11 protein-coding genes and 1 rRNA gene are annotated in these 12,372 nt (G+C 48.6%); all 12 read right to left on the bottom strand.

Features of this window, described 5'->3' with window-relative positions:
- Window positions 1–113: 113 nt before the first annotated feature.
- The 12 genes from adk to rrf all read right to left on the bottom strand — a co-directional run bounded on the left by adk (window position 114) and on the right by rrf (window position 12,054).
- Window positions 114–758 carry an adenylate kinase gene (gene adk / locus JKP77_RS11395; protein ID WP_218311316.1) on the bottom strand — a complete coding sequence of 215 codons (645 nt, stop codon included), beginning with the start codon at window positions 756–758 and terminating at the stop codon, window positions 114–116.
- A gap of 337 nt (window positions 759–1,095) precedes the next feature.
- Window positions 1,096–3,018, bottom strand: a complete 1,923-nt coding sequence (htpG, locus tag JKP77_RS11390; protein WP_218311315.1) for a molecular chaperone HtpG — start codon at window positions 3,016–3,018, stop codon at window positions 1,096–1,098.
- 122 nt (window positions 3,019–3,140) lie between these two features.
- Window positions 3,141–3,740, bottom strand: coding sequence for a recombination mediator RecR (gene recR / locus JKP77_RS11385; protein WP_218311313.1), 600 nt, complete (start codon window positions 3,738–3,740; stop codon window positions 3,141–3,143).
- Between the two features lie 9 nt (window positions 3,741–3,749).
- Window positions 3,750–4,076, bottom strand: a complete 327-nt coding sequence (locus JKP77_RS11380) for a YbaB/EbfC family nucleoid-associated protein (protein WP_218311312.1) — start codon at window positions 4,074–4,076, stop codon at window positions 3,750–3,752.
- A 39-nt stretch (window positions 4,077–4,115) separates the two neighbouring features.
- On the bottom strand, window positions 4,116–6,707 hold the full coding sequence (gene dnaX, locus JKP77_RS11375; RefSeq protein ID WP_218311311.1) for a DNA polymerase III subunit gamma/tau: 2,592 nt from the start codon (window positions 6,705–6,707) through the stop codon (window positions 4,116–4,118).
- Window positions 6,708–6,721: 14 nt separating this feature from the next.
- Window positions 6,722–7,258 (bottom strand): adenine phosphoribosyltransferase, encoded by a 537-nt coding sequence (gene apt, locus JKP77_RS11370; protein WP_218311310.1) that lies wholly within the window; start codon window positions 7,256–7,258, stop codon window positions 6,722–6,724.
- 22 nt (window positions 7,259–7,280) lie between these two features.
- On the bottom strand, window positions 7,281–7,403 hold the full coding sequence (locus JKP77_RS22555; protein ID WP_274608658.1) for a hypothetical protein: 123 nt from the start codon (window positions 7,401–7,403) through the stop codon (window positions 7,281–7,283).
- Between the two features lie 120 nt (window positions 7,404–7,523).
- Window positions 7,524–8,273 carry an HvfC family RiPP maturation protein gene (locus tag JKP77_RS11365; protein ID WP_218311308.1) on the bottom strand — a complete coding sequence of 250 codons (750 nt, stop codon included), beginning with the start codon at window positions 8,271–8,273 and terminating at the stop codon, window positions 7,524–7,526.
- Window positions 8,270–9,118 (bottom strand): HvfB family MNIO-type RiPP peptide maturase, encoded by an 849-nt coding sequence (locus JKP77_RS11360; protein ID WP_218311307.1) that lies wholly within the window; start codon window positions 9,116–9,118, stop codon window positions 8,270–8,272. The genes JKP77_RS11365 and JKP77_RS11360 overlap by 4 nt, the downstream gene beginning before the upstream one ends.
- A 189-nt stretch (window positions 9,119–9,307) precedes the next feature.
- Window positions 9,308–9,802 (bottom strand): HvfA family oxazolone/thioamide-modified RiPP metallophore, encoded by a 495-nt coding sequence (locus JKP77_RS11355; protein WP_218311305.1) that lies wholly within the window; start codon window positions 9,800–9,802, stop codon window positions 9,308–9,310.
- Window positions 9,803–9,906: 104 nt separating this feature from the next.
- On the bottom strand, window positions 9,907–11,463 hold the full coding sequence (locus JKP77_RS11350; protein WP_338024865.1) for a methyl-accepting chemotaxis protein: 1,557 nt from the start codon (window positions 11,461–11,463) through the stop codon (window positions 9,907–9,909).
- A gap of 475 nt (window positions 11,464–11,938) precedes the next feature.
- A 5S ribosomal RNA gene (gene rrf, locus JKP77_RS11345) occupies window positions 11,939–12,054 on the bottom strand.
- Window positions 12,055–12,372 lie beyond the last annotated feature (318 nt).

Here is a 12,372-nt window from a genome sequence, read left to right as displayed (position 1 = left end):
TTATTATTTATATTTGGTATTTATGGGCTATTGTGGCAAGAGTCGGCCCGACGAGCAAGATCAAAAAAGGGCCGCTATCGCGGCCCTTTTTAATCATTGGAGGGAAAATAACGTTATCCCAACAGTGACGCTAACTGCTGACTCACTTTTTCTACCGGCTGTGTTCCGTCCAGCTTGTGATACTGGCAATTGCCCTTTTCAGCCTCAGAGCTGTAATAATTTACAAGCGGTTTGGTTTGCTCATGATAAACACCCAGACGTTTACGCACGGTTTCTTCTTTATCGTCATCACGAATAATCAGTTCTTCACCGGTTTCGTTGTCTTTACCTTCCTCTTTAGGAGGATTGTAAACTACGTGATACACGCGTCCGGACGCTGGATGCACACGACGGCCACCCATACGCTCAACGATTACGTCATCAGGTACGTCGAATTCAATCACGTGATCGACATTAATACCCGCTTCTTTCATGGCATCGGCCTGAGGAATGGTGCGTGGGAAACCATCTAACAGGAAGCCGTCTTTGCAGTCATCCTGAGCAATACGCTCTTTAACCAGGCCAATGATAATATCGTCAGATACCAGCTTACCTTCATCCATAACGCGTTTCGCCGCCAGGCCCATTTCCGTGCCGGCTTTAATCGCAGAACGAAGCATGTCACCTGTCGATATTTGGGGGATCCCATACTTACCCATCAGAAACTGCGCCTGAGTTCCCTTACCGGCACCTGGTGCGCCGAGTAGTATAATTCGCATGTGTGCGCTCTCCGCTTTATTTTATTTACTGACGGCACTTTACACATTCACTTTCGGAGTGACAAGTGCAAGGCCCGCATTCACAAGGTTCTTACGACTAATAGCGCATAGTTTATGCACATAGGAAAGGCGGCCCGTGAAAAAGGTTATTTTTATGTATTCTGGTCATTCATCGCGCGAATTGTAGCAGAGAACGTCATTCTCAGGGAGCGAAAATGTGCGCACAACGACTGAAGCTTCAACCCCAACCGGTTTTGCAATGTACTACCGTAAAGGTATAAAAAGACGGGCCGAAGCCCGTTTTCACTCTTTTACCCGTTATGTAAGGTGTGCCGGACTATTTAGCCAGGCTCATCAGTAAGGTATTCAGGTTTTTCACGAAACTTGAGGGATCTTTCAGACTACCCTGTTCAGAGAGTGCAGCCTGATCGAACAATACCTCGATCCACTGTTTGAATATCGCTTCGTCCTGAGTATCAGACAACTGTTTTACCAATTGATGTTCTGGGTTCAGTTCAAAGTGATATTTCACATCAGGTACCGGTTGACCGGCAGCCTGCATCAGCTTCATCATTTGCGTAGTCATGCCATTTTCATCAGCAACGATGCACGCTGGAGAATCTGTCAGGCGATGCGTGAACTTCACGTCCTCGACTTTATCACCTAAAGCGGTCTTCGCACGCTCAAGAATGCCTTCGACTTCTTTTTCAGCTTCTTCCTGCGCTTTCTTAGACTCTTCGTCTTCCAGATCACCTAGGTCAAGATTACCTTTTGCAATCGACTGGAATGATTTTTCATCAAACTCAGACAGGTGTGACATCAGCCATTCGTCGATACGCTCACCCATCAGCAGCACTTCGATGCCTTTCTTACGGAAAATCTCCAGGTGCGGGCTGTTCTTCGCTGCCGCATAGCTGTCCGCCGTCACGTAATAGATCTTGTCCTGTCCCTCTTTCATGCGCTCAATGTAATCGGCAAGCGATACCGTTTGCGCATCTGAGTCTGTATGCGTGGAGGCAAAGCGGAGCAGACCAGCAATTTTCTCGCGATTAGAGAAATCTTCCGCCGGACCTTCTTTGAGCACATTGCCAAACTCGTTCCAGAAAGACTGATATTTCTCTGCATCGTTTTTCGCCATGCGCTCAAGCATTTGCAGGACACGCTTGGTGCAGCCCTGACGCAATGTCTGAGTGACTTTGTTGTCCTGCAAAATTTCGCGCGACACGTTCAGTGGCAAATCGTTTGAGTCCACCAGACCTTTCACGAAGCGCAGATACGTTGGCATAAACTGCTCTGCATCATCCATGATAAAGACACGCTGAACGTACAACTTCAGACCATGGTTCTGGTCTCGGTTCCACATATCGAATGGCGCTTTGGCTGGCACATACAGCAGGCTGGTATACTCGTTTTTACCTTCTACTTTATTGTGCGCCCATGCCAGCGGATCGCTGAAGTCATGAGATATATGCTTGTAGAATTCTTTGTACTCGTCATCAGAAATGTCTGACTTATCGCGTGTCCACAGTGCAGTGGCTTTATTGACAGTTTCCCAGTGACCAGGCTCTGCAGGGATCTTTTCACCGTCAGGACCATCACGCTCTTCAACTTCCTCTTTCCACATAAGCACAGGAATGCTGATATGATCAGAATACTTATTAACGATTGAGCGCAAACGCCAGTCATCCGCGAACTCTTTTTCGTCGTCGCGCAGATGCAATACGATTTCTGTACCGCGGGTTGGCTTATTGATTTCGGCGATTGTAAATTCGCCCTCACCGTCTGAAATCCACTCTACCGCTTCTTCTGGCTTCGCTCCCGCGGCGCGTGTGCGCACGGTAACTTTGTCAGCCACGATAAATGCTGAGTAAAAGCCAACACCAAACTGACCAATCAGTTGTGAGTCCTTGGCCTTATCGCCAGATAACTGACTGAAGAAATCTTTGGTGCCTGATTTAGCGATAGTTCCCAGGTTCGCGATAACCTCGTCGCGATTCATACCAATACCATTATCAGAAATGGTAACGGTACCTGCGTCTTTATCGACGCTGAGCTTCACGCTCAATTCGCTGTCACCGTCATACAGGGCATCGTTTTCCAACGCTCTGAAACGCAGTTTATCTGCAGCATCTGCGGCGTTAGAAACAAGCTCTCGCAGGAAGATCTCTTTGTTTGAATACAAAGAGTGAATCATCAGACTTAATAGTTGTTTTACTTCGGTCTGAAAACCATGAGTCTCTTTATGGGCTGCTTCAGCCATAATCCAGGATCTCCTCGTTGAATGGATCATTTTGTCACATTCCGAGGTAGGGTCTTACGGGGGGCTTTTCAAGCGCTGAGGCAATAAATTTTTGTGATAAGACACCCTGCGAGATGCAGGGCTCAGACTTTCCTGCGACCGGAAAACGCGTGGGTTAGCGTATTTCCATCAATATATTCAAGTTCGCCGCCTACGGGCACGCCATGGGCAATTCGACTGGCTTCCACATTGGCATTAGCACAAAGCTGCGCGATGTAATGCGCTGTCGCCTCACCTTCTACGGTAGGATTGGTAGCCAGAATGACTTCATTCACTTTCCCTTCCTGCAGCCGGGTTTCCAGTTCGTCGAGCCCAATTTCATCCGGTCCGATGCCATCGATTGGCGACAAGTGTCCCATTAGTACAAAGTACTGACCTTTATAGGAAAGCGTCTGCTCGATGGCCAACACGTCCTGCGGACTTTCAACGATACACAGTAGCCCACTGTCTTCTCGCTCAGGGTGACGACAGATCTCGCACACATCATCCTCAGTGAATGTCCTGCAGCGCTGACAATGCTGAATATGCTCCATTGCGTTGTGCAGTACATTACTCAGGCTCAACGCCCCCTCCCGGTTGCGTTCAAGAAGATGAAACGCCATACGTTGGGCACTTTTATTGCCCACACCGGGAAGGCAGGTAAGGGCTGAGATCAACTCAGCCAGAAGCGGACTAAACTTCATAGCGCGTGATTAAAACGGCATTTTGAAGCCAGGAGGCAGTGGCATGCCGCCAGTGACGTCGCCCATTTTCTCTTTACTGGTTTCCTGCACACGGCGAACACCGTCATTAAACGCTGCAGCAATCAAATCTTCCAGCATGTCCTTGTCATCTTCCATCAGTGACGGGTCGATTTCGACGCGGCGAACATTGTGGTTGCAGGTCAGCGTGATCTTAACCATGCCTGCGCCGGCCTCACCGGTTACTTCAATATTGCCTAACTCTTCCTGGGCCTTTTGCATGCGCTCTTGCATTTGCTGCGCCTGCTTCATGATATTTCCCATTCCACCTTTAAACATGATGCTTTCTCACTTTTGCTTGATTTGAAACCGTCAGTCTTAACGTGCTTTAACCGAATCGGCTACGACTGATGCCTGAAACACATTCATTAAAGACTGAATTTTGTCGTCTGTACTCACTACATGCTCAGCATGTTGTTGACGCATGGTTTGAATACGTTGTTGAATTTGAAATGGAGTAGACTCTGGCTGCCCCATTTGAATTATTAGCGTAATTTCACGTCCCAGCCCTTCGCTTAAGGCTGAGGTAAGTTGTGCCACTGCACTCTCATTGACTAAATGCGCCTGACTGTCATCTAATTCAAGGGTGATTTCATCACCCTTTTCATGGAATGCGGAATGAAGTGCTATCTGTTTGAGTAAACCCGCTACCGGCATGTGTTCCACCAACTGGCTCCAGCTGTCTATCTGACTGGCGTGGACCAACTTGCTCCCGTCATCAAGATAAGCCTTCAGCGTACCGCCAGTGTAGCTCTCTGTCACAGGTGCCTGTGAATCAGGAGCTGTGGGAGGCTCAGCATCAAGCACCTCTTCTTGTGAGTCTCTCCCGAAGCGCTCGTTATCAGGCTGCGCGGAAACCTGTTGCGCAGGCACATCATCGACATTCCAGTCAGAATCGGTTGATGACAAGGTGGTTGAGGTTGCATCTGGTGGCGGTGTTGTCGTGTCCGTAGCCCAGGGCGGCGGGTCGTTTTCGACCTGCGCTGATCCTGCGTTTTGCGCTTCCGCCTGAGATGGCGCCACTTTCAGAGGATCATCTGTTTTTTCCTCAGCGTTTGCATCAACTGGCGGCTGGCGCGTTGGCAGACGCGTAGCAGCATCGGTTTCAGGCTTTTTTACGCCGGACTGGCGAGACTCCTCACGGGCTTTTTTTAATCTTTGCCGTAAGGCCAGCATTTCCTCTGTAGAACTCAGCTGGCTTTCTGCGTTTTGCTGCGCAGGCTGTCCAGGAAATTCTGTACCCGCTCGCGTAGAAGTGTCCTCGTAAGACATCTCCTGCTCTTCCATTGGTATATCTTCATACGCAGACAGCGGAGGACCATCTTCAAAAGGCGGTGGCCCGTTATCATCCTGAGCATACTCTGGTTGCTGTGTTGATATTGGCTTGTCAGCCGAGTCGCCCCGAAGCTGCTTAGCCTGCTCCTCGATAGACGCCATCTGCTGCGCCAGCGAAGCGGCTTCATCTTCAGGTGTATCGCCCGTTGGTTCAGGTTCAGATTCTACCCCCTGGCCCGTTGCAGGGGTATCTTCTTTCGCTACAGCTTGTTGGCCAGGTTGTGCGGTAATGGCGTCTTCAGGCTGAGGCGCCGATGAATGGTTTGACGAAGGTTGGCCACTATCCGCATTCACTATATTCGAGTCTGTCGTAAGCGCAGAATCATCGTCTTGAGGCGATACCGGTGACGGCGCGGGCGTCTGTTGCATCTCGCCGTGAGGCTCTGGCGACGCTGAGTCTGAAACCGTTGGTGGCTGTGCACTGTGTACAGGTAACGTCTGTGCCTGATCTGGCGCACCGGTCAGAAGGTCTTCCAGGCCTTCCGTGGGCGCAGACGGTGCAAAAGACATCATTCTGAGCACCGTCATTTCCAGGCCACTGCGGCCATCCGGTGCGTAGGGTAAATCCTTCTGTCCCTGCAGGGCGATTTGATACAACAACTGTACCTGCTCTGCGGGCAACGTTTTGGCCAGTTGGTATATGGCCTTTGCTGAAGTGGTTTCCAGTTTACAGGCATCAGGGATCCATTGGGTCAGTGCAATCTGATGCAGCAGGCTGGAGAGCTCTGCCAGCACCTGGGCATAGTCAGGTGCCTGCTCTGCCATCGCAGCGATGATGTCCATGGTTGTCTGCGGCTCTTTTTTGACAACCGCATGGATAAGTCGCAGCAACTGATGTTTATCCATCAGGCCCAGCATGTCAGTCACGATAGCTGCCAGTACCTGATTGTCGCCTTGCGCAATCGCCTGATCTGTCAGGCTTAGTGCATCACGCATACTGCCCTGAGCAGCCCGCGCCAGAAGAGACAGCGCTGGCGCTTCAAAAGCAATCGATTCAGCATCGAGAATATGCGCGAGCTGTCCGGTAATCTGTTCGCGTGACAGTGCTTTAAGATTGAACTGCAGGCAGCGCGAAAGAATAGTAATGGGAAGCTTTTGCGGATCGGTGGTTGCCAGCAGGAATTTCACATGCGGAGGCGGTTCTTCCAGCGTTTTCAACAACGCGTTGAAACTGTGCTTGGAAAGCATATGCACTTCGTCTATCAGGTAAACCTTGAAGCGGCCTCGGGTAGGCTTGTACTGAACGTTGTCCAGCAACTCCCGAGTATCTTCCACTTTAGTTCGCGACGCGGCATCAATTTCCAGCAAATCGACATAGTTGCCGTGTTCGATTTCCTTACAGGTGTCGCACTGACCACAAGGGTTAGCCCCTTGTCCCTGCTCACAGTTCAGGCTTTTAGAGAAAATACGGGCGATAGTGGTTTTTCCCACTCCGCGAGTACCGGTAAACAAGTAAGCGTGGTGCAGCCTGTCATTGTCCAGCGCATTAGAAATCGCGGAAACAACATGCTCCTGGCCCACCAGTTCGCTAAACTTTCCGGGTCGCCACTTTCTCGCAAGAACCTGATAACTCATGCTGGCTTTGTTCCTTATTCGCCTTCAAATTCACAGATGGTAAAGGAATCGATACCCAGAGCTTCCAGTTTTTCTCTGCCGCCAAGATCCGGCAGGCCAATGACGAAACCGGCGTGTTCTACTTCGCCGCCAAGGCTGCGAATTAATTTAGCAGAAGCACCAATAGTTCCACCAGTAGCCAGCAAGTCGTCAATCAGAAGCACTTTGTCGCCAGGTTTGATAGCGTCTTTGTGGATCTCAAGAGTATCCATGCCGTACTCAAGCTCATAGCTTTCGCTAACGACTTCGCGGGGCAGTTTATTGGGTTTCCTGACTGGCACAAAGCCAATACCCATCTCGATAGCCAGCGGAGCACCGAACAAAAAGCCTCTGGCTTCCGTTCCGGCAACTTTGTCGAAGTTCATTGGCAAATATTTTTCCAATAGCAACGAGATACAGCTACTGAATGCCTTATGATCCTCTAATACACTGGTGACGTCCCGGAACATAATGCCGGGCTTAGGGTAATCAGGTACGGATTTAACAACGGATTTAATATATTCTGCAGTCACAGTAACACCTAGTTATTTAGCCTTACAGCCAAAACGTGAACCAGCCGCAGATAATATGCAGAAGCGGGAACGCCACTAGCGTTACCAGAGACGCAAGAAAGTACCACTTATTGTAGACTTCTTTGAATTCAGAATTGTCAGCCATGAACACTACCTAAAACAATTTTATGATCAAAAAATGGTGGTAAATGGTAATCGAATCGGTCCCGGAATGACAGTCTAATTACTGTGGATAATCGTTATTCGTTTGTCTGATGTGCGATTTTTAATCGCCGGCAATCAGGATCCCGCTTTTTAGCATATCGGATAGGGTCTGACGTGCACCAGATTCTATTTGCTCAGGCGATAACGACGGTGCTTGCCCGCAGAGTCCCGAGACGATATCGGATAAGGAAAGTGCCTCGCCTGCCTGCTCAATCATATTTACCAGCATAGCGGTTAACGGATTTACTACTGTGAATGCAACCTCATCCTCCCTGTCTCGATAAACCACGTAATAATAGCGGTTTTCACTGGCTTCTGGAGAACGGAAGTCGGGTCCCAGCAAATGAACCGGATAAGTATAAGAGGCCAGCGTTGCCAGGGGTGAGACGCAACATTGACCTGGAAGGTCATTCCCTTCCCAGAATTCCACCTCAAAGGCGGCTCTCCTGATACTGACATCCAGCTCAAGCCACTCATAGTGGGCAAGCTCCGGTAGCCATGGCGGGTAGTCTGCGAGACAGGCCGGAGATGTCGACAAGAACTCCACAAACTCCTGACTAATCTGCGCGAAATAAGGGGAGCGACAAGAATGCCGGGCAAAAAACTCCCTTGCCAACGCAATGCCCTGTGCGTTTGTCAGGATCCCAAAAATCACCGGAAAGCCTGACTGCAGAAAATTCATTATGTTGTTGAAAAATAAAGACTGATAAACCCCAAGACGTCTTGCTTCATCGGCATCGACAGTGTCGGCAGAATCAGGATTGCGTATGCCGTGCGTAAATTGCTGCTGGATGGTTCTAAAAGCAGTCATATCACGGCCTTAGCGTGTGATCGCTCGGGCTGAAATTTAGCCTGTATCGACTTGATACGACGAACTTCCTTTAGCAGCTCGGCAATTGGCGGGATGTTGAAATCGCGCTCAAGTAACGTAGGGAATACGCCGTGTATAGCATATGCGCTTTCCAGCAATGACCACACGGCCTCAATCACATCGGCTCCGTGGGTATCTACCTTCAGATCGTCCGCTTCATCGTAATGGCCAGCGATGTGCCCATAAACAATTTTCTCCGACGGCAGAGAACGAAGGAACCGCTGTGGATCATAGCGGTGATTAATACTGTTCACATATAAGTTATTTACGTCCAGCAGCATTTTACACCCCGACTGTTGCAATACCTCCAGAGTAAAATCCAGTTCCGACATTTCCTGCCCGGGCGCAAGGTAATAAGATACATTCTCCAGTACCAGAGGACGCTCGATAATTTCCTGTACGGTTTTGATCCGCTGAGCTACATGGCTGGCAGCTTCCTGAGTAAAAGGGATTGGCATAAGGTCATACATATGCCCACCATCTGAGCAATAGCTCAAGTGTTCGCTATATAATGCAATGTCGTAACGATCTAAAAAGGTCTTCACCTGTTTGACGAACGTAATATCCAGCGGGTCGCTGCTGCCAATGGACAATGACAGTCCATGGGTAGAAAATGGTGCCTGTGTAATGCATTCTCTGAATTGCTTCTCAAACTTTCCGCCAAGCGGGATCCAGTTTTCCGGTGCTACCTCCCAGAAATCAACTTCGGCAGGTAGATGTGGCAATAATGCTGGTAGCATTTCTCTTCGAAGCCCTAACCCTGCTCCGCTGATACCCTGCTTCATAAATTCTCTCTATGTGAAACGCTATTGTCGATTTACGCACGTAGCGGCGCTATGCTCAAGTGATAAAGGCTGCAATTGAGATTGGCGCTGCCGATGTTTGTTCACGCTGAAGATACAATGTTCTGCTTTGGCTTTGCACTACAAAGAAAAACGGCCACGTAAGAGTGGCCGCATACTGTAGAGTGCGGCTTACATGCTGCCACATTTACCTTCTTTTTCGGCTTTCGCTGCTTTATCGCCGCCACATTTGCCTTCGCCGCACTTACCTTCTTTGGCCGCTTTGTCGCCGCCACACTTGCCTTCGCCGCATTTACCTTCTTTGGCTGCTTTGTCACCGCCACACTTGCCTTCGCCGCACTTCCCTTCTTTGGCTGCTTTGTCACCGCCACACTTGCCTTCGCCGCACTTCCCTTCTTTGGCCGTTTTGTCGCCGCCACACTTGCCTTCGCCGCACTTCCCTTCTTTGGCTGCTTTGTCACCGCCACACTTGCCTTCGCCGCATTTACCTTCTTTGGCCGTTTTGTCGCCGCCACATTTGCCTTCTGCAGCGAATTGACTATATCCTGACTCCAAAGACTGCATGCCGAACGGATTCGCATCTGCTACCGCGAGGCCGGATGCCAATGAGCCAATCACCACTGCACCGAGTGCACTGGCTACACTTGTTTTTTTAACTTGTTTCATTTGATAACCCTCTTTCCATTGTTTACGCGATGACTGCACATCTATTTGTTAAGACCCTGTACCAAACGTTTTAATTTCAATTTAATTATTTTATGCAATCTTTTTTATTCCTCTGCCTGGTAGCCAATCCGGAAACCTCCCCAATGTTTACCGTTCACAAAAATGGGGGCAGAAAGATCATGCATGACTTCCCCGGTGTCCCGCTTGTAGGTCTGTAACAAAAACGTTTCGGTATTTTTCGCGCAGCGAATACCTGTAGGATCGTCAAAAATGCGCTTTGTTCTGCTACTTGCCAAATCCTTTTCATAATTTCCGGTCATTCGCTGACTGAACTTTTTGTTGTGTGTGGGAAAGTAACCATTTTTATCAACCGCTCCCGCATAAATTATATAATTGTTGCGATCCAATATGGGCTCCTGAACATCGGGAAGTACGTTATCGGTAAAGCTGTCAAATGCTGATGAATACTTTTGAGGGTTGGTGTTGGGTATAGGCTTATAGGCGAAATTAAACAATTCGCTCTCGCTAATTTTGCCTGCGCGAATAGCCTGCTCAAATAAGTCAGAAATTTGCGTTGCTGCCTGTTGCGCTATACGTTGCACATCAAAATTCCGATCCGGCAGCGTAAACTCTCCAAGTTGCCTGAAGATATCTTCGGTTTGCCGACTCAGACCAAGCACTTTTTCAGATACGTCAGTTAAATCGGCTTCAAGTAACTTTGTCGTTTGGTGCAGTTGCATCACATTCGTGCTGATACCGCTGCTATTTTCGCCATGAAGATTAGCCGTATCACGCACTTCTGACATCGCGGAAGCTGCATGAGAGGAAGACTCTGAAGTCGCTTTAATTAACGTGGAGGTCTGGGTAATAATATCCGACATTTCTTCACCTGCAGAAGCCACCCGAGCAATAGAACTTACCGAGTCCTGACTGCAACGGTTAATGTCAGTAAGTACATCATCAATACCCTGCGTTGCGTCGGTGGTTTTCTTTGCCAGATCCCGGACTTCGTCTGCGACTACCGCAAACCCACGGCCCTGCTCCCCCGCCCGCGCCGCTTCAATTGCGGCATTTAGTGCCAGCATATTCGTTTGATCGGCGAGCTGGTTAATCGTTGTCGTAATACTACCGATCGACTCTGCCCTTTGTTTCAGCGTATCCAGCATATCCTTAGTAATCGCTATCTCATTGCTAAGAGATGACTGCTGTGTAAGCAAACGCCCCAATAATTGATTACTGGACTGCGTCTTCTCATCTGAATCCAGGATTTTTTCCTGTGCAAGTTCAGCATACTGCATCAGTTGTTCGTTACCCTTCTCAATAGAAGTAATACGCTCGGCCATTTCGCTGACGTTTTCGACCTGCTGCTTAAATGACGCCGAGAGTTTGTCAAGGAAATGAGAAACGCTGGCCCCACCAATAGCAATTCTGCTTGCTGAATGGCTGATAGATTTGCCGACTGCGCTACATTGAGGAGAACTAAGAGGATCGCTAACCGACATCATATCGGGATCTGATGCTACAGAGTTCATACTAAAATACGTTATCAAGGCTGCGAGCAATGCCGAAATAAGCGCTATCAACCACCAGGGAAGTGAGAGAAATGACATGACACTTACTGTCACACCTAAAACGACAAACTGAATAATTGCTAACTTCACAACCACAAATCTCCATTTGTAATGATTGAAATATAGACGATATAACGCCATAACGGTAAACCATAGCTACTAAATACAATATTGCCTATGAGAAATTGGTCGTAACCAGAGGGAAGTAGACAGTTCATTAAGTTATAACCTGCTAAGGTACCGTATCGTCTCCAAGAGAATATAACGGGTATCAGGGGCATTCTCGAAACCCGCTGATAGCTCGGTATGGATGCAGGTGCACAGCTCATGATGATGGAAGAGCAACAAAATGTCGGTAGATTTATGCACCGATTTTACGGCAGTATCTCATTCCATCACTGACAACAACCTTTAGACGTTAACGCATGCTGTTGTTAGATGAGATTTAAAACTCTGTTTTTTACAGGGTGCTGTTCAGCTGAAAATCGGGTGAAGGCATCTTCGCAGCTTTTTGGTGCAAAAACGAAAAAAGCCCGCTCATCTGAGCGGGCTTTTCGAATTGGGAGCTTGGCGGTGTGCTACTCTCACATGGGGAAACCCCACACTACCATCGCCGCTAACGTGTTTCACTTCTGAGTTCGGAATGGGATCAGGTGGTGCCACGTCGCTATGGCCGCCAAGCATAAAAAGGTGTTACCGACCTGGGTCGATAACTAACAATTTGGGAAAGTCTGATATTCAATCTATCGAGTAACTTATCTACTCTACTTACTTATTTCTTAGCTTGTCTCACACACAACGCTCAATGCTATTAACTCTTCCCCTTTAGCGAGTAGCAAAGTGGTCAGTCGATTTTACATCGACGGTTAAACCATCTTTGCACGCCCACTTGCGCAGCAAGTGTTTGTAGGTAAAGAGCTAAAAAGCTTCTTGGGTGTTGTATGGTTAAGCCTCTCGGGCAATTAGTACAGGTTAGCTTAACGCCTTACAACGCTTCCA

Origin of the sequence: Alteromonas antoniana (genome assembly GCF_019249295.1) — a bacterium.
Taxonomy (GTDB): Bacteria; Pseudomonadota; Gammaproteobacteria; order Enterobacterales; family Alteromonadaceae; genus Alteromonas; species Alteromonas antoniana.
Note: the sequence above shows the minus strand (reverse complement) of the source record. Positions and strands in the feature narration are given on the sequence as shown.

What these genes read in the sequence shown, in the direction of transcription:
- adk (WP_218311316.1), bottom strand. Translation starts at nt 758, where the DNA reads ATGCGAATTATACTACTCGGCGCACCAGGTGCCGGTAAGGGAACTCAG.
- htpG (WP_218311315.1), bottom strand. Translation starts at nt 3,018, where the DNA reads ATGGCTGAAGCAGCCCATAAAGAGACTCATGGTTTTCAGACCGAAGTA.
- recR (WP_218311313.1), bottom strand. Translation starts at nt 3,740, where the DNA reads ATGAAGTTTAGTCCGCTTCTGGCTGAGTTGATCTCAGCCCTTACCTGC.
- JKP77_RS11380 (WP_218311312.1), bottom strand. Translation starts at nt 4,076, where the DNA reads ATGTTTAAAGGTGGAATGGGAAATATCATGAAGCAGGCGCAGCAAATG.
- dnaX (WP_218311311.1), bottom strand. Translation starts at nt 6,707, where the DNA reads ATGAGTTATCAGGTTCTTGCGAGAAAGTGGCGACCCGGAAAGTTTAGC.
- JKP77_RS22555 (WP_274608658.1), bottom strand. Translation starts at nt 7,403, where the DNA reads ATGGCTGACAATTCTGAATTCAAAGAAGTCTACAATAAGTGGTACTTT.
- JKP77_RS11365 (WP_218311308.1), bottom strand. Translation starts at nt 8,273, where the DNA reads ATGACTGCTTTTAGAACCATCCAGCAGCAATTTACGCACGGCATACGC.
- JKP77_RS11360 (WP_218311307.1), bottom strand. Translation starts at nt 9,118, where the DNA reads ATGAAGCAGGGTATCAGCGGAGCAGGGTTAGGGCTTCGAAGAGAAATG.
- JKP77_RS11355 (WP_218311305.1), bottom strand. Translation starts at nt 9,802, where the DNA reads ATGAAACAAGTTAAAAAAACAAGTGTAGCCAGTGCACTCGGTGCAGTG.